This is a genomic window from endosymbiont of Riftia pachyptila (vent Ph05) (assembly GCF_000224455.1).
GTDB classification, from domain to species: Bacteria; Pseudomonadota; Gammaproteobacteria; order Chromatiales; family Chromatiaceae; genus Endoriftia; species Endoriftia persephonae.
Genome location: NZ_AFOC01000005.1, coordinates 31808 through 56749, shown reverse-complemented (window position 1 = coordinate 56749; position 24942 = coordinate 31808). Strand labels below are relative to the sequence as shown.

24 protein-coding genes and 1 pseudogene are annotated in these 24942 nt (G+C 57.1%); 5 read left to right on the top strand and 20 right to left on the bottom strand.

Features of this window, described 5'->3' with window-relative positions; genetic code table 11:
* Nucleotides 1-1923 (bottom strand): annotated as a pseudogene (gene uvrD, locus RIFP1SYM_RS01620) (DNA helicase II); the annotation flags it as partial.
* 102 nt (nucleotides 1924-2025) lie between these two features.
* Between uvrD and glk the strand changes: the two are divergent.
* Both glk and RIFP1SYM_RS01610 read left to right on the top strand, forming a co-directional pair.
* Nucleotides 2026-3012 carry a glucokinase gene (gene glk, locus RIFP1SYM_RS01615; RefSeq protein ID WP_005958869.1) on the top strand — a complete coding sequence of 329 codons (987 nt, stop codon included), beginning with the start codon at nucleotides 2026-2028 and terminating at the stop codon, nucleotides 3010-3012.
* Between the two features lie 41 nt (nucleotides 3013-3053).
* Nucleotides 3054-4523: a 2Fe-2S iron-sulfur cluster-binding protein gene (locus RIFP1SYM_RS01610; RefSeq protein WP_005958867.1), complete on the top strand. Its 1470-nt coding sequence runs from the start codon at nucleotides 3054-3056 to the stop codon at nucleotides 4521-4523.
* Between the two features lie 28 nt (nucleotides 4524-4551).
* Here the strand turns inward: RIFP1SYM_RS01610 and phnP are convergent, their stop codons facing one another.
* The 17 genes from phnP to RIFP1SYM_RS01525 form a co-directional block, all read right to left on the bottom strand.
* Nucleotides 4552-5304, bottom strand: coding sequence for a phosphonate metabolism protein PhnP (gene phnP / locus RIFP1SYM_RS01605; protein ID WP_039959540.1), 753 nt, complete (start codon nucleotides 5302-5304; stop codon nucleotides 4552-4554).
* Nucleotides 5305-5365: 61 nt separating this feature from the next.
* Nucleotides 5366-6937, bottom strand: coding sequence for a hypothetical protein (locus tag RIFP1SYM_RS01600; RefSeq protein WP_005958863.1), 1572 nt, complete (start codon nucleotides 6935-6937; stop codon nucleotides 5366-5368).
* 24 nt (nucleotides 6938-6961) lie between these two features.
* Nucleotides 6962-7291 (bottom strand): hypothetical protein, encoded by a 330-nt coding sequence (locus RIFP1SYM_RS01595; RefSeq protein WP_005958861.1) that lies wholly within the window; start codon nucleotides 7289-7291, stop codon nucleotides 6962-6964.
* Nucleotides 7292-7319: 28 nt separating this feature from the next.
* On the bottom strand, nucleotides 7320-9152 hold the full coding sequence (gene glmS / locus RIFP1SYM_RS01590; protein WP_005958859.1) for a glutamine--fructose-6-phosphate transaminase (isomerizing): 1833 nt from the start codon (nucleotides 9150-9152) through the stop codon (nucleotides 7320-7322).
* Nucleotides 9153-9172: 20 nt separating this feature from the next.
* Nucleotides 9173-10540: a bifunctional UDP-N-acetylglucosamine diphosphorylase/glucosamine-1-phosphate N-acetyltransferase GlmU gene (glmU, locus tag RIFP1SYM_RS01585; protein ID WP_005958857.1), complete on the bottom strand. Its 1368-nt coding sequence runs from the start codon at nucleotides 10538-10540 to the stop codon at nucleotides 9173-9175.
* 326 nt (nucleotides 10541-10866) lie between these two features.
* Complete coding sequence (locus tag RIFP1SYM_RS01580) at nucleotides 10867-11355, bottom strand: FKBP-type peptidyl-prolyl cis-trans isomerase (RefSeq protein WP_005958855.1); 489 nt, start codon at nucleotides 11353-11355, stop codon at nucleotides 10867-10869.
* 66 nt (nucleotides 11356-11421) lie between these two features.
* Nucleotides 11422-11844 (bottom strand): F0F1 ATP synthase subunit epsilon, encoded by a 423-nt coding sequence (locus RIFP1SYM_RS01575; RefSeq protein ID WP_005958852.1) that lies wholly within the window; start codon nucleotides 11842-11844, stop codon nucleotides 11422-11424.
* Between the two features lie 21 nt (nucleotides 11845-11865).
* Nucleotides 11866-13242 (bottom strand): F0F1 ATP synthase subunit beta, encoded by a 1377-nt coding sequence (atpD, locus tag RIFP1SYM_RS01570; RefSeq protein WP_005958850.1) that lies wholly within the window; start codon nucleotides 13240-13242, stop codon nucleotides 11866-11868.
* A 71-nt stretch (nucleotides 13243-13313) separates the two neighbouring features.
* The gene (gene atpG / locus RIFP1SYM_RS01565; protein ID WP_005958849.1) at nucleotides 13314-14174 is read right to left on the bottom strand and encodes a F0F1 ATP synthase subunit gamma; all 861 of its coding nucleotides are present in this window, start codon (nucleotides 14172-14174) and stop codon (nucleotides 13314-13316) included.
* Nucleotides 14175-14216: 42 nt separating this feature from the next.
* Entirely contained in the window at nucleotides 14217-15758 is a 1542-nt protein-coding gene (atpA, locus tag RIFP1SYM_RS01560) for a F0F1 ATP synthase subunit alpha (protein WP_006474998.1), read from the bottom strand.
* A 13-nt stretch (nucleotides 15759-15771) separates the two neighbouring features.
* Nucleotides 15772-16311 (bottom strand): F0F1 ATP synthase subunit delta, encoded by a 540-nt coding sequence (locus RIFP1SYM_RS01555; RefSeq protein WP_005958845.1) that lies wholly within the window; start codon nucleotides 16309-16311, stop codon nucleotides 15772-15774.
* A gap of 5 nt (nucleotides 16312-16316) precedes the next feature.
* Nucleotides 16317-16787, bottom strand: coding sequence for a F0F1 ATP synthase subunit B (locus RIFP1SYM_RS01550; protein WP_005958842.1), 471 nt, complete (start codon nucleotides 16785-16787; stop codon nucleotides 16317-16319).
* A 55-nt stretch (nucleotides 16788-16842) separates the two neighbouring features.
* On the bottom strand, nucleotides 16843-17076 hold the full coding sequence (atpE, locus tag RIFP1SYM_RS01545) for a F0F1 ATP synthase subunit C (protein WP_005958839.1): 234 nt from the start codon (nucleotides 17074-17076) through the stop codon (nucleotides 16843-16845).
* Between the two features lie 48 nt (nucleotides 17077-17124).
* On the bottom strand, nucleotides 17125-17985 hold the full coding sequence (atpB, locus tag RIFP1SYM_RS01540; RefSeq protein ID WP_005958837.1) for a F0F1 ATP synthase subunit A: 861 nt from the start codon (nucleotides 17983-17985) through the stop codon (nucleotides 17125-17127).
* 17 nt (nucleotides 17986-18002) lie between these two features.
* Nucleotides 18003-18380, bottom strand: coding sequence for an ATP synthase subunit I (locus tag RIFP1SYM_RS18945; RefSeq protein ID WP_050798687.1), 378 nt, complete (start codon nucleotides 18378-18380; stop codon nucleotides 18003-18005).
* Between the two features lie 96 nt (nucleotides 18381-18476).
* Nucleotides 18477-19367, bottom strand: a complete 891-nt coding sequence (locus RIFP1SYM_RS01530) for a ParB/RepB/Spo0J family partition protein (RefSeq protein WP_005958835.1) — start codon at nucleotides 19365-19367, stop codon at nucleotides 18477-18479.
* 23 nt (nucleotides 19368-19390) lie between these two features.
* On the bottom strand, nucleotides 19391-20170 hold the full coding sequence (locus RIFP1SYM_RS01525; protein ID WP_005958833.1) for a ParA family protein: 780 nt from the start codon (nucleotides 20168-20170) through the stop codon (nucleotides 19391-19393).
* A 27-nt stretch (nucleotides 20171-20197) separates the two neighbouring features.
* On the opposite strand from RIFP1SYM_RS01525, the gene RIFP1SYM_RS17275 reads away from it, so the two are divergent.
* The gene (locus tag RIFP1SYM_RS17275; protein ID WP_138921862.1) at nucleotides 20198-20434 is read left to right on the top strand and encodes a hypothetical protein; all 237 of its coding nucleotides are present in this window, start codon (nucleotides 20198-20200) and stop codon (nucleotides 20432-20434) included.
* Nucleotides 20435-20454: 20 nt separating this feature from the next.
* Nucleotides 20455-20817, top strand: a complete 363-nt coding sequence (locus tag RIFP1SYM_RS01520; RefSeq protein WP_039959538.1) for a hypothetical protein — start codon at nucleotides 20455-20457, stop codon at nucleotides 20815-20817.
* 24 nt (nucleotides 20818-20841) lie between these two features.
* Here the strand turns inward: RIFP1SYM_RS01520 and rsmG are convergent, their stop codons facing one another.
* Both rsmG and mnmG read right to left on the bottom strand, forming a co-directional pair.
* The gene (gene rsmG, locus RIFP1SYM_RS01515) at nucleotides 20842-21483 is read right to left on the bottom strand and encodes a 16S rRNA (guanine(527)-N(7))-methyltransferase RsmG (RefSeq protein WP_005958829.1); all 642 of its coding nucleotides are present in this window, start codon (nucleotides 21481-21483) and stop codon (nucleotides 20842-20844) included.
* A complete protein-coding gene (gene mnmG / locus RIFP1SYM_RS01510; RefSeq protein WP_005958827.1) occupies nucleotides 21483-23357 on the bottom strand; it encodes a tRNA uridine-5-carboxymethylaminomethyl(34) synthesis enzyme MnmG in 1875 nt (624 codons plus the stop codon). The genes rsmG and mnmG overlap by 1 nt, the downstream gene beginning before the upstream one ends.
* Nucleotides 23358-24030: 673 nt before the next feature.
* On the opposite strand from mnmG, the gene RIFP1SYM_RS01505 reads away from it, so the two are divergent.
* Nucleotides 24031-24942, top strand: coding sequence for an AAA family ATPase (locus tag RIFP1SYM_RS01505; RefSeq protein WP_005958825.1), 912 nt, complete (start codon nucleotides 24031-24033; stop codon nucleotides 24940-24942).

Below are 24942 nucleotides of genomic sequence, written 5' to 3'. Positions count from 1 at the left end.
ACTCTGCCGGCAACTCCCGCAGGAAGCGCGATGGCATCGGATAGTTCTCCTGGCCGTGCAGTCGGCGGCTCTCCGCATGGGTAAGATAGAGGCTCTGCATGGCGCGGGTGATGCCGACGTAGCAGAGACGGCGCTCCTCCTCCAGACGGGCCGGATCATCCGCCGACATGCTGTGGGGAAACAGCCCCTCCTCCAGCCCCACCAGGAACACCAGCGGGAACTCCAGCCCCTTGGCGGAGTGCAGCGTCATCAAGCTGTACGCAATCGTCGAAGGCATCGCCCTGGGCCTCGCCCGCTTCCAGCGCAGCGTGGGCGAGAAAGGTGGAGAGCTCGTCCAGCTCCTCGTCCTCGTGGGCCTCCCAGCTGAACTGGCGGCAGGCGTTGACCAGCTCCTCCAGGTTCTCCTTGCGGTCCTGCCCCTTGCCGTCGCGACTCTTCTCGAAGTGCTCCGGCAGACGGCTCATCGCCAGTGCTTGGGCCACCTTGTCGGAGAGGGCCATGTCGCGGCTCTCCACCTGCAGCTCCTCGATCAGATCGAGAAAGCCCTGCAGCGCATTGCTGGCCCGCTTCGGCATCGCACCACCCTTCAGCAGATCGACGCTGGCCTGCCACAGGGAGCAGTCGAAGTCCCGCGCATGCGCGCGCACTCCGTCCAGGGTCTTCGGCCCTATGCCCCGCGGCGGCTGGTTGACCGCCCGCTCGAAAGCCGCATCATCCTGAGGATTGTTGAGCAGCCGTAGGTAGGCCAGCGCATCCCTGATCTCGGCGCGTTCGAAGAAACGCAGCCCGCCGTAGACCCGGTAGGGGGTGCCGGCCTGGATCAGCGCTTCCTCGAACAACCGCGACTGGGCGGTGGTGCGGTAGAGGATGGCACAGTCGGCGCGGGCGTGGTCCTCGCTGGTGAATTGGCGGATCCGCTCGATCACGAAGCGCGCCTCATCGACCTCGTTGAAGGCGGCATAGAGGTTGATCGGCTCCCCCTCGCCATCCTCGGTCCAGAGATTCTTGCCGAGCCGCGAGGGGTTGCGCGCGATCAGCGCATTGGCGGCGTTAAGGATGTTGCCGGTCGAGCGGTAGTTCTGCTCCAGCCGGATCAGCTGGCTGGCTGGCATAGTCCTGCTCGAAGCTCTGGATGTTCTCCACCCGTGCACCGCGCCAACCGTAGATCGACTGGTCGTCATCGCCCACCACGAACAGGTTGTTGCGCCCGGCGGTAAGCAGCCGCAGCCAGCCATACTGGATCGCGTTAGTGTCCTGAAACTCATCCACCAACACATGTTGAAAGCGCTGCTGATAGTGCTGCAGGATGTCGGGCCGATCGCGCCACAACTCATGGGCGCGCAGCAGCAGCTCGGCAAAATCAACCACCCCACCGCGCTCGCAGGCGGCCTGATACTCAGTGTAGATGCGGATCATCTGCCGCTGATAGGGGTCGTCGCCATCATCCAGATGCTGGGCGCGCAGCCCCTCATCCTTGCGACCGTTGATGAACCACTGGGCCTGGCGCGGCGGCCACTTCGCCTCGTCTAGATCGAGGCTCTTCAACACCCGTTTAACCAGCCGGAACTGATCATCCGAGTCGAGGATCTGAAAGCTCTGCGGCAATCCCGCCTCCTGCCAGTGGGCGCGCAACAGACGATGTGCGAGACCGTGGAAGGTGCCGACCCACATGCCCCCCACCGGCTGCCCCATCAGCTCCTCGATACGCCCGCGCATCTCCTTCGCCGCCTTGTTGGTGAAGGTGACGGCGAGGATCGACCAGGGCGAAGCCGCCTCCACCGCCATCAGCCAGGCGATGCGATGCACCAGCACCCGAGTCTTACCGCTACCAGCGCCGGCGAGGATCAGAAGATTGCCCACCGACGCGCTGACCGCGTCACGCTGGGCTTCGTTGAGAGGATCGAGAATCGGTGAAACATCCATCCCGGCATTTTATCAGGCTTGTCGTCCTGCGGGTCGAATTCAACAACCCTTGTCTGGTGGAATTGACTAAAATGGTTCGCAGGAATCACTAGAGGGACAGAGATGCAGCTGCTTGCAGGGGATATTGGCGGTACCAACAGCCGGCTGGCAATCTACCGAACCGGCCCCGATGCCGGCTTGGAGCTGGTGACAGAAAAGGATTTTGCCAGCGCTGAGTTTGACGGACTTGAAGCGATCATTGCCGAATTTCTGCAGCAGAGCGGCGCTGAGGTGGAGCGTGCCGCCTTTGGCGTACCCGGCCCAGTCCGGGATGGCCAATGCACCACCACCAAATTCCGCTGGCAGCTCTCCGCCAAGTCCATCAACGCCCGTTTCGGTTTTGCCGCCACCCACCTGCTCAACGATCTGGAGGCGAATGCCTGGGGCATAGATCGCCTCAAAGATGAGCAGATAGTGCTGCTGCAAGCGGGCGATCCCGACGCCCAGGGCAACCGCTCCATCGTCTCTGCCGGCACCGGACTGGGAGAGGCAGGGCTGTTCTGGGACGGTCGCCAGCACATTCCCTTTGCCACCGAGGGTGGGCACAGCGACTTTAGCCCCAGCACCCCGCTGGAATTTGCACTGTTCGAACATCTGACAAAACAGCACGGCCATGTCAGCTGGGAACGGCTGGTCTGCGGCCCGGGACTGGAGACAATTCACGACTTTCTGCGGCAACACCGGAAGGCCCCTGCGCCAGCCTGGCTGGAACAGGTGATGCGGGAGCAGGGGAGTGCCGCGGCCATTTCCAATGCCGCCCTCACAAAACAGGATGAGATCTGCGATCAGGCACTGGATCTGTTTGTGCGGCTGTATGGCCGGGAGGTCGGCAATCATGCGCTGAAGATCATGGCCACCGGCGGGGTCTATCTGGGAGGCGGTATCGCACCGAAGCTGATCGACCGACTCCGACAAGGCGCCTTCATCGAGGCCTTTCTCGATAAAGGACGCATGCAGGAACTGATGGCCTCGATGCCGGTCCGCATCATCCTCAACCAACGTACCGCACTGCTCGGCGTCGCTCATTTCGCCGCCACCATGCCACTCTAAAATATAGTTATCTACCAACCATAGTAAGTAAGGGGCTTTTCATGTCACAACCTCTCAACCTTTCCCGTTCAGCCCGGCTTGCCGGTGTCACTCGTGGTGAACTGCAAAAACGGATTCGCCAAGAGGGAGTGGAGACCTTTGAGGGCAAGATCCAGGTCGAGGATCTGATCCGCCTCTATCCCGAAATCAACATGGATAATGACCCGGTTTTTGAACGGGTACAGCGGATCAAGCGGGAGGCGCGCCCCAAGGCAAAATACAGCGACGGCTGGCTGCCTGACCCCGAGGTGCTGATGTCGCGTCTGCGGGAGTTTCAGCACACCCTGGTGCAGACCAAGGCAGCGCTCAACGGCGCGGAAATGCTGATCGGCGATACCCAGCAGAGCCTGCAGGCAGCAATTGATGCACCCACCGCCGACCTTCAGCAAGAGGTAAAACGCTGCATCACCAAGCTCAAAAAGGCGATGGGGCGACTCGACCGCGCTGAGGACGCCAGAGCCACCGTGTTTGCCAAGAATGCCCTGCTCAAGATAGTCACCGCCAGCGTGCGTCTACTGCCCAGCGGCCATGAGTTTTTTGTCGACGGCAATGACTCTATCCTCGAAGCTGGACTGAAGGCGGGGCTACATCTCGGCTACGGCTGCTCCAGCGGCAACTGTGGCGACTGCAAGTGCAAGGTGGTCTCCGGAGCGGTACGCAAGCTGCGTGATCACGATTATGTTCTGAGCAAGCGGGAGAGTGAAGAGGGTTATATCCTCGCCTGCTCCAATACCGCCATCTCCGACCTGGTGCTGGAGGCGAGCGAGGCGGGTCAGGGGGTCACATTGCCGCAGCAGAATATCCGTACCCGGGTACGCAGCATCGAGTCAGCTGGCACTGATCTTGCTTTACTTAATTTGCAAACGCCACACACCAAATCGCTGCGCTTCAAGGCGGGCCAGCGGGTCGAGCTCAGCGCCGAAGAGGGCAGCAGCCTCTCCCTGTTTGTTGCCAGTTGCCCTTGCGATGGGCGCAACCTACAGTTCCTGGTGCCGCGGCAAGGGAGCGGAGAGTTTGGCGAGCTGGTTTTCAACGGCAGCATCGCCGAACAAACCGTCCTGCTGAAGGGCCCTGAGGGTGGATTTGTACTGGAGGAGGAGTCATCACGACCGGCCATCTTTATTGCCGCCGGCAATGGACTGGCACCGATTAAGAGCCTGGTCGAGCAGGCGATCACCATCGACAACGCCGAACATCTGATGCTGATCCAGCTGGGGGCCAATGCGCCAGGCTCACCACTAGACAACCTGATGCGTTCCTGGTCTCACTCCCTGGATAACTTCGACTACCACGCGCTCAGCCCTGATACCCCTGTAGAGGCTCTACTGTCGCTGATCAACTCGCCGGAGGTTGAACCGCAGCGCTCCGACCTCTATGTCGCAGGTCCGGAGCAGTGGCTACAGGCACTGCGTGATAGCGGTCGGATGAACGGCCTAGATGACGAGCGCTGGCATCTGCAGGCAACGGAATGAGGGCCTCTCAAGGCGCGCAAAGCTGCCATCAGAGTGTGTAGACTCGACCATCCTGAGCCAGTTCTACACCAGCCGGCAATACCTGAGGCTGCTGCATCAACCAGCTCTCCAGATCATGGCCGAGATGGCTCAACACACCTCTCTCAGGGCGCAACCGCGTGAGGGTATCGCAGGCAGACTGGAGGTCATTGTGCATACCGCCACCACGCTTGCCCGGAGGAAGAGAGCAGTCGATGACGATTAAACTTGGGCGCTGCCGCATCAACCAGGCCTCAGTCTGCTCCGGCAGCCCCAGGGTGTCAGTGAGATAGGCGAGGCTATTGCGCCCATCATCGAAACAGTAACCGAAGCTCGGACAGGAGTGGTTGAGGGGCAGGGAGGTTACCTGGATCGCCCCTAACTCCAGCTCCTCGAACGCCTCAAGGTGGCTGATATCAAGAATGCCTGGGTGTCGCTTGAGCTCCCTGCTCTTTTCCGGATCATCCGGCCCGGCCAGCGGAATGCGCTGATTCACCCCCCAGCGCAGATCGAACAGGCCGAGGATATGGTCCATGTGATAATGGGTGAGCAGGATCTGGCTCAGGCTGCCGGGCGGAAAGCGCTCGGCCAGGTCGGTGAGACCCGCATCCAGCAGGATCTTCTGCCCATTCACCTCAAGCAGGGCGCTGCAAGCACGCCGCCGCCACTGCGGATCCTCTGCCGCCCGCCTACAAGCAGGGCAGTCGCAACCATAGCAGGGCGTACCGCCCGCGCTGCCGGTGCCCAGTAGGGTCAGTCTCATCGCGCTCCCCGAATCGGGCTGGCTGCTGCAGACAATACAGCCCCGCATGCAAGCTGAGATATCATCGGTATCGATAAGCAATCACGGTGAAGCCACCGGGAATAGAGTAGCGAAACTGCTCGTCCTGTCTAGCCAAACGAATGCGTGGATCGGGCAGGTAGCGGGCCTGGCTATAGTCTCCACTCAAAACCTCCTCGCGATTTTCCAGGTGACCATCCCGTACTAGCAGGTAGTCTACCTGCTGCTGTTGCAGATACTCCTGCAGTCGCCCCGGCAGCCGATAATTAAAAAAGTAGTCGTGGCTATTCGCCAACCCATCCAGATTAATCACCTGATGTCTGGAGAAAAAACCGATGGCGCCCGCATCGAAGGTGGCGGCCCGCACGCTCTCATCACCAAGCCGGTCCAGCTGTTTGGCTAGCTGCATTAGATGGTATGAGGTCGACTGGCGCTTCCAGCCAGTCCATGCGAGAAAGGCGCTGTTAGCACTTGTACCGATCAAGGCACATAACAATAACAGTATCAGCCGACCACTTCGCCCGTTGAGGCGAACCCTCTCAATCTTTATCAATCCTGCCAATTGCACAAGCAGATAGGCTGCAGCTGCAAACGGCATGGCGAGATACCAGTGAAAAAAGTTCGAAGCATAAAAAGCCAGATAGAGGCCATAGAGCAGCAGCGCCAAGCTCGTCAGCAGAAACGTTATCGCATCGGCTCTATTGCTATTGAGCCGCACCCTATTAACAAAAAACAGGGCGAGCAAAGCCAAGAAAAACGGCGAGATCGTCAACACTTGCAGCGCAACCTTCCCACCTCCTGTCACTGCATTCCAGGAGATTGAGAAGGGAATGAAATAGTGCTGCTTGACCAGGCCACTGATCGGAACCATATGGCCTGTGGTTGCATAGTTAAAAGTCAGATAAGCAAACCCGACCAGCAATGGCAGCAGCAGCACTTCGACAACCATTTTCCGGCTCGCATAACCACCATTGGATTGCCAATGGCTCAGCCCGTACCAGCCAAGCCCTGCGATAAATACCGCCAGCGGGATCACCATATCCAAACGGGCCAGCATCAGCAGTGTGATGACTCCACTCAGCAGCAGGTTGCGGCGGCGATCTTCAAATTCGGCTTGCTGCGCCTTCAACCAGGCATGCACAAACAGCAGAAAGCAGAGCAGCACCAGGCTCGCCTCCATTCCTGCACTCATCCAGAAATAGAGCAGGTAGACGGGCAACATTAGCAGCAGGAGTAGCAGGCTGCGCAGCATACTCGGGAACCGCGCCAAGAACTGCATCATCAAGATAATGCTCAGCGCAATAAACAGGGTATTCAGCAGAAACAGGCCTTGCATCAGGGCTGCTTTGCCCGTCAGCAGATCAGTCAGTGTTACCAGCAGGAAAAACAGCGGATGAAAGCCGTTGGTAGGATTTAGTCCATCGAAGGTGGGAAAACCGCGTAGAAGCAACTGGTCTGCCGTCTGCAGATAGTAGAAGGCATCATCCGGAAAGAAATTCACCAGTTGTTGTGCTTGCGCAAGCAAGGCGAATAGCACAAACGGCGACAACATGACGAACAGCAGCAGGACATCGCCAGGGTGCGGAAGGGCTTTGACGGGATTAGTGGAAAACATCGAGCTGGGGCTCAGCCCGCCGCATCACACGACTTTGAACCCAGCTTCCGCGGTCGACTTGTCAATCTCCAGCCTCAGCTCACAATAGCCGTTCGCCTCTAGCGGATCGTCGCCACAACTGCAGCCGCCGACGATCTCGGTGAAAAAGACGCCCAGCATGACACGGATGGCGCCTTCCGCTTCACTGAAGTTCAGCACTGTCACAGAGATGTTGCTGTCGTCGACCAGACCACCCTGCGAGATCCCATTTTCCAGCGGCAGCGAACCACTGCTAAGGCTCTCGAGCTCAGCCTTGAGGATCTGTGAAAAGCGCTCAGCCCCCCAAGCCTGGAGGGCATTGGGTAGTGTTACCATGCTGCAGCGTAAGCTCGTTCTGTCCCGTTCACTCCACAGTCACCGATTTCGCTAGGTTGCGAGGCTGGTCCACATCGGTGCCCTTAAGTACTGCCACGTGGTAGGCCAGCAACTGCAAGGGTACGGTGAAGACTATCGGCTGGATCAAACCATCAGAATGCGGCACCTTGATCACGGTCACGCCCGGTTCTGATTCAATCTCGAGACGCTCGTCGGCAAAGATGAACAGTTCACCACCACGGGCACGCACCTCTTCCAGATTCGATTTAAGTTTCTCCACCAGCTGATTGTTGGGTGCCACCGCGATTACCGGCATCTCATTGTCGATCAGTGCCAGCGGGCCATGTTTCAGCTCACCGGCCGGGTAGGCCTCGGCATGGATATAGGAGATCTCCTTCAGCTTCAGCGCGCCCTCCATCGCCACCGGATACTGGTCGCCACGACCGAGGAACAGGGCATGGTTCTTGTCGGTGAAGCGCTCTGCCAGCGCCTTGATCTCCTCATCCAGCTCCAGCACCGACTCGAGCTTGCCGGGCAGGCTGCGCATCGCCTCGACCCGACCGGCCTCGGCTTTCTCATCCATGCCGTTGTAGCGCCCCAGCACTGAGACCAGAAACAGCAGCGCCACCAGCTGGGTGGTAAAGGCCTTGGTTGAGGCGACACCGATCTCCGGTCCCGCGTGGGTCAGCAGAGACAGATCTGACTCGCGCACCAACGAGCTCTCCGGCACATTACAGATCGACAGAGATTTGGCGTAGCCCAGCTCCTTCGACAATTTCAGGGCCGCCAGGGTATCTGCCGTCTCACCCGACTGGGAGATGGTGACAAACAGGCAATCCTTCGGCACATAGTGTTTTCGATAGCGGTACTCGCTGGCCACCTCCACGTTGCAGGGCAGGCCGGTGAGGGATTCAAACCAGTAGCGGGAGATCAAACCGGCATGGTACGAGGTGCCGCAGGCGACAATCTGCACCGCCTTCACCTCGCTCAGCAGCGCCTCAGCGCCCAGTCCGAAGCTGCTTGGCAATACCTTTGTGCTGGTGATTCGGCCTTCCAAGGTGTCGGCGATCGCACGAGGCTGCTCATAGATCTCCTTCATCATGTAGTGGCGGAACTCACCGCGCTCCACCGCATCGGCAGACAGCCCCGACTCTTTGATCGGCCGCTCGACCCGCTTACCGTCCTTGTCGTAGATGTTGACACCAAGACGGGTCAGCTCTGCAATGTCACCCTCTTCGAGGAAGATGAACTTCTGGGTCACCGGCAGCAGCGCAAACACATCTGAGGCGATGAAGTTTTCACCGATGCCGAGGCCGATCACCAGCGGGCTGCCGTGGCGGGTGGTGATCAGGCGCCCTGGATCAGCGGTGTTGATCACGCCGAGGGCATAGGCACCATCCAGCAGTCTTGTGGTGTTGCGCACTGCATCGAGCAGGTCGACGCCCTGCTCCAGTTCGTTATAGATGGCATGGACGATGACCTCAGTATCGGTGTCGGAGCTAAACCTGTGGCCCTGCTGCGTTTGTGATTGGCGCAACGCCTCATGATTTTCGATGATGCCGTTGTGCACCAGTGCCACCCGTCCCTTGCAGACGTGCGGATGGGCATTACACACCGAGGGCTCGCCATGGGTGGCCCAACGGGTGTGGGCGATACCAAGCTTGCCTGGCAACGGCTCCTGCTCAAGGATCTGCTCCAGCTCCCGCACCTTGCCAAGCGCCCGGTGACGGGTAATAGCGTCCGTCTCACTGATAACCGCCAGACCGGCCGAGTCATAACCCCGGTATTCGAGTCGTTTCAGGCCCTCCAGCAGGATAGGGGCCACATCGCGCTGGGCGACAGCACCAACAATGCCACACATTGAGATCTACTCCGTGAATCTTATTTGCTATTTTTTTCCGGACGCTTCCAGCCTGCCACCGTGATCTGCTTGGCTCGGCTCAGGGTCAGGGTGCTCGATGGTGCATCTCGGGTAACGGTGGAACCTGCGCCAATGGTCGCGCCTTCGCCGATGATCACCGGCGCCACCAGCTGTGAGTCTGAGCCGATGAAGGCGTTGTCACCGATTACTGTCTGATGTTTGTTGGCGCCATCATAGTTACAGGTGATGGTGCCAGCACCAACATTCACCTTGCTGCCGATGATGCTGTCGCCGATATAACTCAGGTGGTTGATCTTGCTGCCCGAGCCGACCTCAGATTTCTTCACCTCGACGAAGTTGCCGACATGCACCGAATCGGCCAGACGGGTCTCGGGGCGAATCCTGGCAAACGGGCCGATACGGGAGTTGACACCAATCTCTGCATCTTCGATCACGCAATTGGCGTTGATCTGCACACCCTCGGCGATCTTTGAATTTTTGATCAGCACATTTGGACCTACGGTGACACCGTCACCCAGCTCCACCTCGCCCTCGAAGATGGCATTGCAGTCGATAAAGACATCCTTGCCGGCCTTTAGTTCGCCGCGGATATCGATGCGCGCAGGATCGGCTATGGTCACACCAGACTGCATCAGCTTTTCGGCAAGTTCGCGCTGATAGTGGCGCTCCAGGTGGGATAGTTGCACTCGATCGTTGACGCCCATCACCTCTTCCTCACTGTTTGGGTTGACCGTGAACACATCGACGCCATCGTTAACGGCCAGCTCGATGACATCGGTCAGATAATACTCTTTCTGTGCGTTGTCGTTTTCGATCTCCCTCAGCCAGCCATTCAGACGAGCCCGATTGAGCGCCATGATGCCGGTGTTGATCTCAGCGATCTCCAACTCATCCTGACTGGCATCTTTCTGCTCGACAATCCGCACCACCTTGCCATGATTGTCGCGCACTATCCGCCCATAACCGCTCGGGTCGTTAAGGGAAACCGTCAGCAGCACCAGATCCGTCTGCGAAAGATGCTCCACCATATTCCGGATGGTCATAGTGTCGATCAACGGCACATCACCATAGAGGATCAGTACTGCATCCAGATCGGCTAGCTGGGACTCCGCTTGCATTACCGCATGTCCTGTACCCAGCAGTTCGCGCTGCTCACACCAAGCAAGGGGGTAATGCTGCAGCGCTGTGCGCACCTGCTCTCCACCATGGCCGTAGATAATAGTGGTCTGCTCAGGTTCGAGCTGTTGCGCCGCTTTGACCACATGCTCCAGCAGTGGCTGGCCTGCCAGTTTGTGTAGAACCTTCGGTAGGTTCGAGCGCATACGCGTACCCTGACCAGCGGCGAGGATCAGAACTCCAAGTTTCATGAAGGCTCCGGAAAAATGGGCTCGGGGAGTAACGAAAAAAGCGGGAGATTGAAGCGCACCTTCACCATCACATCAGTTTGTTCGGTCGAGATTGGTTTTAAATTGCATATCTGCAAAAGCGAATTCTGGTTGCCGCTTGACCTATCTCATCCATTCCCTGAATGGTCCAAGAGAGGGAGAGTCATCTGCTGCCCGACCATCTTGATGGGCCTTTGGGCGCGCCTCCACTGGCGAAGGAGTATAGCGGGAGCGCAGGATGAGCGCACCCCCGGAAGGAGAATCGTGCTGCACCGATTGCACAATCGTGAACCGGTGCTAAAAAGGGATCAGTTGAGGGTGGTTGATTGGCCCGGTATACCGATAGACTGGGCATCCTCACGAGTTGCGTCGCGCACCTCGAGAATCTTCACCTTCACCAGCAGCCGCTTGCCGGCCAGCGGATGGTTACCGTCTACGGTCAGTTTGCCGTCCTCGATCTTGGTGACGAAGAAACTCTTAGTCTCACCCTCCGAGTTCTGCATCTGCACCTCTGCTCCCAGTTTGCGAAACTCCGGTGGCACGTTTTCCAGATCATCGGTGAATGTCAGGGTCGGATCGTGATCACCAAAACCATCTTTGGGTTCGATTGTTAATTTGACTTCATCACCTTCGGAGCGACCGGCCACCGCCTTATCCATACCACCGATGAGTTCGGTCTCTCCTCCATGGATATAGGTGACCGGCAGGTCGCTCTGTTCGAGTACGTTGCCCTCGGTATCCGAAATGGAGTAGGTGAGGGAGACAAACTTTCCCGTCTTAATGCTTTCTTTTGTCATAGCAGAAACTAAACAAGGGGCTGCTGGTTCAGCAGCCCCTTCTCCATTTGGGGTTAAAACGTTGATCTAGACGCTAGTGCTTTTACGAATTCGCTCGATTGCCCGTAATTGCGCAACCGCCTCCGCAAGTTCTGACTGCGCTTTCGCATATTCAAATTCAGCAGACTTGTCCTGCATCGCCTCTTCAGCGCGCTTTTTCGCCTCCTGGACGGCGGCTTCATCAAGGTCGTGGGCACGAATTGCGGTATCCGCCAACACGGTGACCACATGGGGTTGCACCTCAAGGATGCCCCCAGAGACGTAAAAATGCTGCATCTCATCAGCAGACATAACACGCACCTCACCTGGTTTGAGGCGAGTGACCAGCGGGGTGTGACGGGGGGCGATGCCCACTTCGCCCATCACTGCGGGGGCGTAGACCATCTCGGCAAGGCCTGAGTAGATCTCACCCTCCGCGCTGACGATATCGACATGTATGGTCATGGCCATAGCTTTACACTCCCGTCGGAATCAGACGTCGCCACCACGCTCGGCAGCTTCCTCGATCGATCCGACCATGTAGAAGGCCTGCTCCGGCAGATGATCGTACTCACCGGCAACGATCGCCTTGAAGCCAGCGATGGTATCTTTCAGGCTGACATACTTACCCGGGCTACCGGTGAACACCTCGGCCACAAAGAAGGGCTGGGAGAGGAAGCGCTGAATCTTACGCGCGCGCTGTACTACCAGTTTGTCCTCTTCGGAGAGCTCGTCCATACCGAGAATGGCGATGATATCCTTTAGCTCCTTGTAGCGCTGCAAGGTACCCTGAACGGCACGTGCGGTATCGTAATGCTCCTGACCGATGACGTTAGGATCGAGGATACGTGAGGTGGAGTCCAGCGGGTCCACGGCAGGGTAGATACCCAACTCGGCAACCTGACGGGAGAGCACCAGGGTCGCATCCAGATGAGCGAAGGTGGTGGCGGGGGAGGGGTCAGTCAGATCATCCGCCGGTACGTATACGGCCTGGAAGGAGGTGATGGAGCCGGTCTTAGTAGAAGTGATGCGCTCCTGCAACGTACCCATCTCTTCCGCCAGAGTCGGCTGGTAACCCACCGCGGAAGGCATACGGCCTAACAGTGCAGATACCTCGGTACCCGCCAGGGTGTAACGGTAGATATTGTCGACAAACATTAACACGTCACGCCCTTCGTCACGGAAGTTCTCCGCGATGGTCAGACCGGTCAGCGCAACACGCAGACGGTTGCCGGGCGGCTCGTTCATCTGGCCGTAGACCAGGGCCACCTTGTCGAGTACGCCACCTTCATGCATCTCGTGGTAGAAGTCGTTACCCTCACGGGTACGCTCACCAACACCGGCGAATACGGAGAAGCCGGAGTGTTCGACCGCGATATTGCGGATCAACTCCATCAGGGTAACCGTCTTGCCCACACCCGCACCGCCGAACAGACCCACCTTACCACCTTTGGAGATCGGCATGATCAGGTCGATAACCTTGATACCGGTCTCGAGGATCTCGGTAGTTGATGCCTGATCTTCAAACTTGGGCGGTAAACGATGGATCGGCATGCGACTGTCGCACTTGACCTCGCCTGCCTCATCTACCGGGTTACCAAGCACATCCATGATGCGGCCTAGAGTCCCCTGCCCAACGGGGACAGTGATCGGTGCGCCAGTCGATTCGACCTCAACGTTACGCTTCAGGCCATCGGTAGAACCCATGGCAATGGTACGCACCACCCCGTCACCCAGCTGTTGCTGAACTTCCAGAGTGAGGTTGGCTTCGTTGATCTTCAGTGCCTCGTAGACCTTCGGCATCTCACCAGTGGGGAATTGTACATCCACCACGGCGCCGATGATTTCAACCACTTTGCCCGAACTCATTTCTGGTTCCTCTTGCCGCTCCAGGCGACTCTCTAAAGTTTAAAACTAAATTCTTTTTACTGTGCGGGAGATCAAACCGCTGCAGCACCACCGACGATTTCAGAGATTTCCTGGGTAATCGCTGCCTGGCGCGCCTTGTTGTAGATCAGCTGCAACTCATTGATCAGATCACCGGCGTTGTCCGAAGCTGCCTTCATCGCCACCATCCGCGCAGACTGTTCACAGGCGCCATTCTCCACCACTGCCTGGTAGACCAGGGATTCAACATAGCGACTCAGCAGATTGTCGAGCACATCCTTGGAATCCGGCTCGTAGATGTAGTCCCAGTGGTGTTTCAACTCATCCTCTGTCTCCGCAGCAATCGGCACCAGCTGCTCGATCGACGGATCCTGGGTCATGGTGTTGACAAAGCGATTGTATGCCACGTAGATGCGATCGATCTCGCCCGCCTCATAGGCATCCAGCATCACCTTCACGGTACCGATGAGATCTTCAAGATGGGGCACATCACCCAGCTGGGTCGCCTGACTGCGCACATTTCCACCGAAGCGGCCGAAGAAACCAGCGGCCTTGCTGCCGATGATGCAGAAGTCTATCTCAACCTCCTCCTCACGCTGTGCCGATATCTCTTTCAACAGTCTCCGGAACAGGTTGCTGTTAAGACCACCACACAGCCCACGATCGGAGGAGATGATGATATACCCGACCCGTTTGACCTCACGCTCCTTCATAAATGAGTGGCGGTATTCCGGATGAGCATGGAATAGATGGCCGATAACATTACGCATCTTCTCCGCATAAGGTCGGGTCGCATCCATCCGGTTCTGGGCCTTACGCATCTTTGAGGCCGCTACCATCTCCATCGCGCTGGTAATCTTGCGCGTGTTTTTGATACTGGCGATCTGGGTGCGTATCTCTTTAGCGCCTGCCATATCTAAATAACCCTAATTAGGTCGAACTAACGATTATCGCAGTTACCAGGTGTGGTTTGCCTTGAAATCATCCAGCGCACTCTTCAGCGCCTGCTCAATCTCAGGGTTGTAGTCACCGGACTCATCGATCTTATCCAGGAGCGCTTTCTGGCTGCTCCTCATGTAGCCATGCAGTGCCGCTTCGAAGTCGACAATCTTGCTGGTCTCAACATCGTCCAGGAAGCCTTCGTTGGCCGCGAACAGGGAAACCGCCATCTCTGCGATGCTCAGTGGGGAGTACTGTTTCTGCTTCATCAGCTCGGTGACGCGGGCTCCGCGCTCCAGCTGGGCCCGGGTTGCCTCGTCTAGATCGGAGGCAAACTGGGAGAAAGCCGCCAGTTCACGATACTGGGCCAAGGCTAGACGCACACCACCGCCGAGCTTCTTGATGATCTTGGTCTGCGCCGAGCCACCCACACGGGAAACCGACAGGCCGGCGTTGATCGCCGGGCGGATACCGGAGTTGAACAGATCCGCCTCAAGGAAGATCTGGCCATCGGTGATGGATATCACGTTGGTCGGTACGAAAGCGGATACGTCACCAGCCTGGGTCTCGATGATCGGCAGCGCAGTCAGGGAGCCGGTCTTGCCTTTGACTTTACCGTTAGTGGCCTTTTCAACGAAATCGGCATTGACCCGCGCCGCGCGTTCTAGCAGACGGGAGTGCAGATAGAACACATCGCCAGGATAGGCTTCACGACCTGGTGGACGACGCAGCAGCAAAGAAACCTGGCGATAAGCCCAAGCCTGCTTGGTCAGATCATCGTAAACGATCAGCGCATCTTCGCCCTTGTCGCGAAAGTACTCGCCCATGGTGCAGCCGGCGTAGGGGGCCAGGAACTGCATCGCGGCGGAGTCGGCAGCGGGGGCGGCGACAATGATGGTGTGTTCCAGCGCGCCATGCTCCTCCAGCTTTCGCACCACCTGCGCGATAGTCGAATTTTTCTGCCCAACCGCCACGTAGATACACTTAACGCCGGTGCCTTTCTGATTGATGATGGCGTCGATAGCCACCGCAGACTTGCCGGTCTGGCGGTCACCAATAATCAGCTCACGCTGGCCACGACCAATCGGCACCATGGCGTCGATCGCCTTAATACCGGTCTGCACCGGCTGGTCAACCGACTTACGCTCGATAACGCCAGGAGCCACCTTTTCGATGGTGGCGCTAGCGGATGCCTTGATCTCGCCCTTACCGTCAAGCGGGTTACCCAGGGAGTCCACCACGCGCCCCAGCAGGCCTTCACCTACCGGCACCTCGAGAACGCGACCTGTGCATTTGACTGAATCACCTTCAGAGAGGTGCTTGTAGTCACCCAGCACCACAGCACCCACGGAGTCGCGCTCCAGGTTGAGGGCCAGGCCATAGGTGTTGCCCGGGAATTCCAGCATCTCATAGGACATCACGTCCTCGAGGCCATGAATTCGGGCGATACCGTCGGTGAGACTGATGATCGTGCCCTCGTTACGGGCCTCGGTCTTGAGATCGAATTTCTCGATCTTATTTTTGATCAGTTCGCTGATCTCGGATGGATTGAGTTGCATGATGGCTTCTCGCTTAGATTCCCAATTCGTTCGCCAGTTGCTGCAGTTGCCCGCGCACTGAGCCGTCGATGACCAGATCACCTGCGCGGATGTGGACTCCGCCAATCAGTTCCGGGTCTTTCTCGCTGGTGACGGTGACGTCGCGCCCGAGCTTGGCTTTGAGGGCTGCGGCTATCTGCTTTTCCTGGGCCGGCTTAAGCACGTATGCAGAACGTACATGCACTTTCAGCATGCGCTGGCTCTCGGCCTTCAGCTGCTCAAACATGGCCGTAATTTCCGGCACCACAAGCAGGCGGCCATTCTCGACCAGCAGCTTCACCAAATTTGCGCCCTCTTCGTTGAGCCGGCCACCGCTGATCTCCAACATTAGGTCGGTGAGCTGTGCACGCTCAAACATCGGGTCACGGATAACAGCTGCCAGGGTGGGCTCTTCCACCACAGCGGTAAGGAAAGAGAGCATGTCGGACCAGAGGTCGAGGTTACCCTTCTCTTCTGCGTGATCGAACACCGCCTCAGCGTAGGGTCGGGCGATTGTGCTAGCGTCTCCTGCCATAGCCTTTATATCTCTTTAGCCAGGGCTTCAACGATGTCCTTATGGGCATCAGCGTTGATCTCTTTGCGCAGGATCTTCTCCGCACCAGCCACCGCCAGTTCGGCAACCTTTTCCCGCAACTGCTCACGGGCACGGTTGGTCTCCTGCTCGATCTCCGCCTGTGCCGCGGTCAGGATACGATCACCTTCGATGCGCGCATTTTCTTTCGCCTCGTCGACGATCTCGGCAGCACGCTTTTGCGCCTGGGTGACGATTTCAGCCGCCTGGCTCTTGGCTTCGTGTAGCGCACCCTTGGCACGTTCCTGAGCAAGCTCCTGCTCGTGCTGACCACGCTCAGCGGCGGCAAGGCCGCTGGCAATCTCTTTCTTGCGGGCATCGAGTGCGCCCATCATCGGGGTCCACACGTATTTCATCGTGAACCACACAAACACCATGAAAGAGATGAGCTGACCAAATAGAGTCAGATTGATGTTCATCCCGGAATTACCTCGGTTGTGACGAGAGGATATTCCGTTCGACAGTCAGCCCAGATTACCCGGCAACCGCGAACAGTACGTACATGGCCAGACCCACAGCGATCATGGGCACGGCATCAACCAGACCCATCACGATGAAGAACTGGGTACGCAGCATGGGAATAAGTTCGGGCTGACGAGCCGCACCCTCGAGAAAGCGGCCACCGAGTACGCCGATGCCTACAGCGGCACCCAGAGCACCCAGGCCCATCATTATTGCGCCGGCAATGTACAGCAGTGCTTGTTCCATTTTGGTCTCCCGTTTATCGAATCAAATAATGGAAATATTGAAAAGAAATCAGTGTTCGTTATGCGCCATATCTAGATAGACAATGGTCAGGGTCATAAAGATGAACGCCTGCAGCGTGATGATCAGGATATGGAAGATAGCCCAGCCAAGTTGCAGTGCACCGCCAAACAGGCCGAACATAACGCCAGCATTGTACATAATGGCAATGAGGATGAAGATCATCTCACCAGCGTACATGTTACCGAAGAGTCGCAGTGCGAGAGAGATCGGCTTGGCGATCAGGCTGACAAATTCGAGGATGAAGTTGATCGGGATGAACAGCGCATTGACGGCTGGATTCTTCGACGAGAAGGGTTGTAGCGTCAGTTCACCGACAAAACCGCCAACCCCTTTAATCTTGATGGTGTAGAAGATCACCAGAGTGAAGACGCCGATAGCCATACCAAAAGTGGCATTGGGATCGGTCGATGGCACAACTTTCATAAAGTGGATGCCGAGCAGATTGGTGAACCAGGGGATCAGATCTACCGGCACCAGATCCATCAGATTCTGCAGAAAGATCCAGACAAAGATTGTCAGCGCCAGCGGCGCAACCATGTCGTTCTTCGAACGAAAGGAGCCGCGTACGCTAGTGTCGATAAACTCGACTATCCATTCAACAAAGTTCTGCAGTCCACCGGGAATACCGGCGGTCGCTGCATCGGCTGCTTTTTTGAAAAAGTAGAGGAAGAGCACACCCAAGCCGATCGACCAGAACATGGTATCCAGATGAATCGCCCAGAAGCCCATCTCCTTGGCCTCTGCTGCGCTGTGGGCAATGCCCCAGGAACCATCAGCATGCTGACCATAGGTCAGATTGGTCAGATGGTGTTTGATGTACTCACCAGAAGTCAGGGTTTCGCCTGCCATGTTCTTTTTAACCTTGGCTACACGTGATCAGAAAATGTTAACACCAAAAGGGGGATCAGCACCTGTACGAATAGGTATGCCCCGAGCACTACAGCGATATTCAGAGGATCAACCAAAATGACCGCGGCCGCGAACATCATCCCCGTCAAGAGGAGTTTCTGTAACTCTGTTCCATATATCCGGGCGAGTATCTTACTCGATTCTTGTGCGCGGTAGTGCACAAAAATCCTACTCGCTGAGAAGGCGTTCGCAAACGTGGCGATTAAGCCACCTGTCAATGCTGACCAAGCATGGACTTTTCCAAACAGAAATAGTACCAGCGCCAGCAACAGAGAGAACCCCATCTGTATCAGGATGATCCTGCGTATCTGGCTATTATCACCGATAGTCCGCACTCCAGACCCCGGCCCTCTCCAGCCACATCGCAAAGTGGCGTGGACTATAGGGGCTTCAGAATATACTGTCAAATATCATGAAATATCATGATAAATCTATTTAATATGCGCCAGAATGCCTTCCAGCTCATCCAGGCTATTGTAGGCAATGACTAGCTTGCCCTTGCCTTTGGCGCTCTGCTTGATATCAACCTTCGCCCCCAATCGCTCGGTCAGATCATTCAGCAGACGCTTCACATTCGGGTCCTGCTCAGCAGCGATCGGCTTGGCAGGTTTTTCACCCTGCTCCTGCAACTTGCGCACAAGCCGCTCAGTCTCTCTCACGGTAAGCCCGCGGGAGACCACCAGCTGGCCGGCCTCGCTCTGCTGTTCACCCTTTAATCCTAACAGCGCCCGTGCATGGCCCATCTCGATCCGGCCCGTTTCAACCAGAGCTTTTACGTCCTCTTTAAGGTCCAGCAGGCGCAACAGGTTGGTAACAGTGGTGCGAGATTTGCCCACCGCCTTAGCCACCTCTTGGTGGGTCAGATCGAACTCCAGCAGTAGCCGGCTCAGGGCATTTGCCTCCTCTAGCGGATTGAGGTCTTCACGCTGGATATTCTCGATCAGGCCGATCGCCATCGCCGCCTGTTCGGTGACCTCTTTGATCACCACCGGGATCTCATCCAGCCCAGCCTGTTGCGAGGCGCGCCAGCGGCGCTCGCCCGCGATCAACTCATAGCGCCCACTCTCCACCGGACGCACCACCACCGGCTGAATCACCCCCTGGGCAGCGATAGAATCGGCTAGTTCACGCAGACTGTCGGGATCAAACTCCCGGCGTGGCTGGTAACGGCCCCGCTGGATCAGATCGAGCGGCAGTCGCTGCAGGTTCTCGATAACGCTGGTTGAGTCCGCGGAAGCTGTCGAGCCGTTGTCTCCAAGCGGAGTCATGCCGCCGAGAAGTGCGTCGAGCCCTCTGCCTAGGCCGCGTTTTTTTGTCACCATCGATCTATCCGTTTCGGGGAAGGTTATGCACTTACCGCCACATGGTGGCGCCCCAGCAGCTCGGCAGCCAGCGCTAGATAGGCCCTCGCGCCGCGGGAGGCGCTATCATAACGCAAAACCGGCTTACCATGACTCGGCGCTTCGGCCACCCGCACGTTGCGCGGGATGATGGTCTCGAAAACGCTTGAGCTGAAATGACCTGTAAGCTGGTTCGATACATCCACCGCAAGATTGTTGCGCGGATCGTGCATGGTGCGCACTATCCCTTCGATACGTAGATCGTGGTTGAGATGCTCCTGAATCTGGTTCACCGTGCCCATCAGCGCCGACAAACCTTCCAATGCGTAGTATTCAGTCTGGATCGGGATCAGTACCCCGTCGGCTGCCACCAACGCATTCACCGTGAGCATATTCAGCGAGGGCGGGCAGTCGATGATGATGAAATCGTAATTCTCCTGGGTACTGGATAACGCCAACCGTAGCCGTTTTTCTCTGAGCGTGGCGCTCATCAGGCCAACCTCTGCTGCAGTCAAATCCCCATTCGCGGGTAACACATCAAAGCCCGAATCGGGAGCCGCCAGCACCGCTTCATTTAGCTTGGCGTCCCCCAGCAACACATCACAGCTCGATTTCTTCAGCTGATGTTTATCTATCCCACAACCCATGCTGGCATTGCCCTGGGGATCCAGGTCGATCAGCAACACCCGCTTGTTATAGCTGGCCAGGCCTGCCGCGAGATTGACCGCAGTGGTCGTCTTGCCAACGCCACCTTTTTGGTTTGCGATGGTGATTACATGGCCCATTTTGGTTGCTCACTCGATGGAAAGGGATTGAACGACAAGGCGGCTAATGATAACGGCAGGGGAGCGAATGTGGTACCTGCCACCAGCAGTCAATCGGGAAAAACTGCCGATTCTCTCGAAAATATCGCCACAAACACCTATCCAGAACAGTTTTTCATCTATAAAACATCCCAAAACGAAATAGATTCTCAAAGCGCTAAGCCTTCAACTATACCAGTCGATCTGGCGGTGCATGCCACTTTATTGAGGATCCAGCCGCAATGAGAAAGCCCGCCTGTAGGTCCATGTTGATCGCTGTTCTGCTGCTGCTCACCGGCCCTGGCATACTATTGGCCGATGTGCCGACAGCTCAGATATTCAACTCACCGACATCTGAGCAGATGATGTTGCTGCGGATATCGAGCCTGTTGCACTCAGACTCAAACCAACCAGCAGGCGCTTCAAGCTCGTTCCTCTCCATGACTCAGACAACGCCCGCCAACTTTAGCCTGGACCAGACGGAGTCCAATCCCGCGGTTCGAGGCTTTCTGCTCTTTTCGCTGATCTCTACCATAATCTTGCTGCTCTACCGGCGCTGGCATCAATTCAGCCGAGACGAGAACTCCACTGCCACTCACTCCACACTGCGTGGCAGACGTTCCTCCTGAGCAACGGGATCATCCCGATTTATTTCATTCGAATCGTATCCGCACGATCGATCCCGCCTCTGTGGAGATCGTCTGTGGTAGCCGGATCAGCTCAGGCTCGATACCAGCTGGCAGCGTCGCCAGCTCCTGTTGCAGATTCTTCCCCTTCATCGCCAACAGGCTGCTTCCCGGCTGCACCAGATGTTCAATCAGTTTGAGCATATTGGCGAGACCAGTGAAGGCGCGGGAGATCAACAGATCAAACGGTTCAACCGGCTGATAGGCCTCGAGCCTGGCCTGAACCGGTTCCACATTCTGCAGCCCCAACTCCATCATCGCCTGGCGCACAAAACGAATCTTTTTACCGTTGCTATCCAGCAGCACGAACTGGGTCTGGGGCAGGCAGATCGCCAGCGGGATGCCCGGCAAACCCGCACCTGTGCCCATATCCAGCACCCGTTTGCCCTCTACATAGGGGAGCAATGAGAGGCTGTCGAGCAGATGTCTGTCGATCATCTCCAGCGGATCCCGAACTGCGGTAAGGTTAAATGCCTGATTCCACTTATGCAGCAAGGCATGATAGTGAAGTAACTGATCACTTACATGTTGATCCTGTTGCATGCCGAGTGCTGCAATCCCTTGCGCCAGCTGCTGGGCGTAGCGTTGTTCGCGCTTTTTCCAAGGCATCAGGCGGATCTCCGCTTCAGATGGATTAGTAGCAGCGAGAGCGCCGCCGGGGTGATGCCGGGTATGCGCCCTGCCTGGCCAAGGGTCTCGGGGCGATGGCGCTGGAACTTCTCTCGCACCTCGGCGGAGAGGCCACGCACCTTATCGTAGTCAAAATCGTGCGGTAGCTGCACCGCCTCGTTGTTACGTTGGCGCTCAATCTCATCCCGCTGGCGCTCGATATAGCCGGCATATTTGGCCTGGATCTCCAGCTGTTCACAGACCTGTGGATCCACCACTGCAGGGCCCAGACCGGGCAAATCCATCAGATCAGCATAGCGCACCTCTGGCCGTGCTAGCAGATCAAGCAGGCGGACCTCCCTTGACAATCGCTGCCCCAGCGCCCGCTCCTCTTGCTGCGGATCGAGCCGGTTTGGGTGCAACCAGAGTTCACGCAGACGCTGCTGCTCCCGTTCCAGCAACTCCCTTTTGCGGCAGAAAGTGGCCCAGCGGTGATCGTCAACCAGGCCCAGCTTTCGCCCCTGCTCGGTGAGACGCAGATCCGCGTTGTCCTCGCGCAGCAATAGACGATACTCGGCGCGGCTGGTGAACATGCGGTAGGGCTCACTGGTACCGCGGGTGATCAGGTCATCCACCAGTACCCCAAGATAAGCCTCATCCCTGCGTGGGCACCAGGCCTCCTGTTGTCTGAAAGAGAGCACCGCGTTTGCCCCGGCCAGCAGCCCTTGGGCGGCGGCCTCTTCGTAACCGGTGGTGCCGTTGATCTGACCGGCGAAAAAGAGCCCGGCTATATGGTTGGTCTCGAGCGAGCTCTTTAGCTCCCGCGGGTCGAAAAAATCATACTCGATAGCATAGCCAGGCCGAGTGATGTGGGCCTTGGCAAACCCCTTCATTGAGCGCACCAGCTGTAGTTGCACGTCAAACGGTAGACTGGTGGAGATACCGTTGGGGTAGACCTCGTGGGTATCAAGCCCTTCAGGTTCGATGAAGATCTGGTGCGAATCCTTGTCGGCAAAGCGCACCACCTTGTCTTCGATCGATGGGCAGTAGCGCGGGCCGGTCCCTTCGATCACTCCGGTGAAGAGCGGCGAACGCGACATACCGCCACGGATCAGCTCATGGGTTTGTGCGTTGGTGTGGGCGATGTGGCAGCTGATCTGAGGAGGGTGTTGGTCTGCGGTGCCAAGAAATGAAAAGACAGGCGTCGGATGGTCGCCTGGCTGCTCCTTTAGCTGGCTGTAGTCAATAGTACGACCATCGATGCGCGGTGGCGTGCCGGTCTTGAGACGCTCCACTGTGAAGGGCTGTTCACGCAGTCGCTGGGCAAGGGCATTGGCAGGCGGATCGCCTGCGCGTCCGCCCTGGTGGTTGGAAAGACCAATGTGGATGCGGCCGCTAAGGAAGGTACCGACGGTCAGCACCACCGCGCGACTACGAAACTTGAGTCCCATCTGGGTGGTTACACCAACTACCCGGTTCTGCTCCACCAACAGGTCATCCACTGCCTGCTGAAATAGCTGCAGATTGGGCTGGTTCTCCAACGTATGACGGATTGCCGCCTTATAACGCAACCGATCCGCTTGGGCGCGGGTCGCGCGTACTGCCGGCCCCTTGCGTGAGTTGAGGATGCGAAACTGGATACCACCCAGATCGGTGGCATGGGCCATCACGCCGCCTAAGGCATCGACCTCCTTCACCAGATGCCCCTTGCCGATGCCGCCGATAGCCGGATTGCAACTCATCTGTCCCAGGGTCTCGATATTGTGGGTCAGCAGCAGGGTACGTGCGCCCATACGGGCTGCAGCCAGTGCGGCTTCAGTACCGGCATGACCGCCACCCACTACAATGACATCAAAGGTCTCGGTGAAGAACATTTTGCATGATCAGAATCTGAAAAGAGAGGGCTATTTTAGCAGTCTCACCAAGCACTACAGCAATACAAAGGGGAACCGAGGGAAATGGCTTCCGATAGGCAGGTGAGATTCTACTCGGTAAGCATGGCGGGATCTGCCTTGAACTCTGTCGTTTGCACTCTAAAGGCCATTTGCTGATCGAAGATATCTCAAGCTGAGGAAGAGGCCTTGGCACATTAGTTCGCTAGGGAAATTTTTGGTGTTACAACCCATAAGTTCGAACAAGCGTAATTATAAAAGGTATTTGTATAGGCATTATTGTTGTTATAAGGCAGGGCAACTATTGTGGATAACTAATTAACTTATTGTTGTATATTGGTTTTTTCACCTAAATCCCTTACGACAACAAGTTATGATCACTAGGATGTTTCGTTTATAAAATGTGAATAACTTTTGTTTAATCTTCCGCCAATAGGATATCCACAGTAACTTGAAGGGGTTCTTAATAGGTTTGCACAGACATCCACGAGTTGTTGAAGACTGTGCAATGGTTAAGGACTCACTCAGTCTGGTAGAGAGAATGAGAGAGGCAGGGGTGTGGTCTCTCTGTTGGTGGATTGAGTGATGCATCGGCTGATGCAGTCAGCTACAGACGTGAAAATATCTGTAGCTTGGCAATGGAGAATGGAGAGAAATGGCAGCTGAACTGCAAAGCATTATCGAACATGCAGGTGAGATTCTGCTCGGTAAGCGCGACAGGATCCGCCTCGCGATCTGCTGCCTGCTGGCCCGGGGGCATCTGCTAATCGAGGATATCCCCGGCGTCGGCAAGACCACTCTGGCCCACACCCTGGCCCATCTGCTGGGTATGCACTATCAGCGCATCCAGTTCACTAGTGATCTGTTGCCGGCGGATATCCTTGGGGTCTCTGTATATGATCGCCAGCGAAGTGATTTTGTCTTCCATCCCGGTCCGATCTTCTCCCAGCTGGTGCTGGCTGATGAGATCAATCGCGCCACACCCAAGGCGCAGAGTGCCCTGCTGGAGGCGATGGAGGAACGCCAGGTAACGGTGGAGGGTGAGACCCGTGCTCTACCGCAGCCATTTTTTGTCATCGCTACCCAGAACCCCTCACACCAGATCGGCACCTTCCCGCTGCCGGAGTCACAGCTCGACCGCTTCACCATGCGCATCGGCATCGGTTATCCCGATCGCGCTGCTGAGCGGCAGCTGCTGAGCGGGATTGATCGGCGTAGCCTGCTGGAGCGAAGCCAGCCTCTGCTGTCGCCCGAACAGCTAGAGGCGTATCAACAGCAAGTTGCATCGATCCATATCTCCGAGGCGCTGCTCGACTACTGCCAGAATCTGCTCGCCTACAGTCGCAGTGCCGAGCCCTTTCGTCAGGGGCTATCGCCCCGGGCCGGCCTTGCGATGCTGCAGACGGCACGGGCCTGGGCGATGCTTGAGGGGAGGAACCATGTGCTGCCGGAAGATCTACAGGCGGTGCTGCCGGCCACCATCGGTCATCGTCTCTTCCTGACCGGTGAGGAGGAGGGCGATGGTGGCGCTGTCTCGCTGCTGCTCGAGTCGGTGGCAGTAGATTGA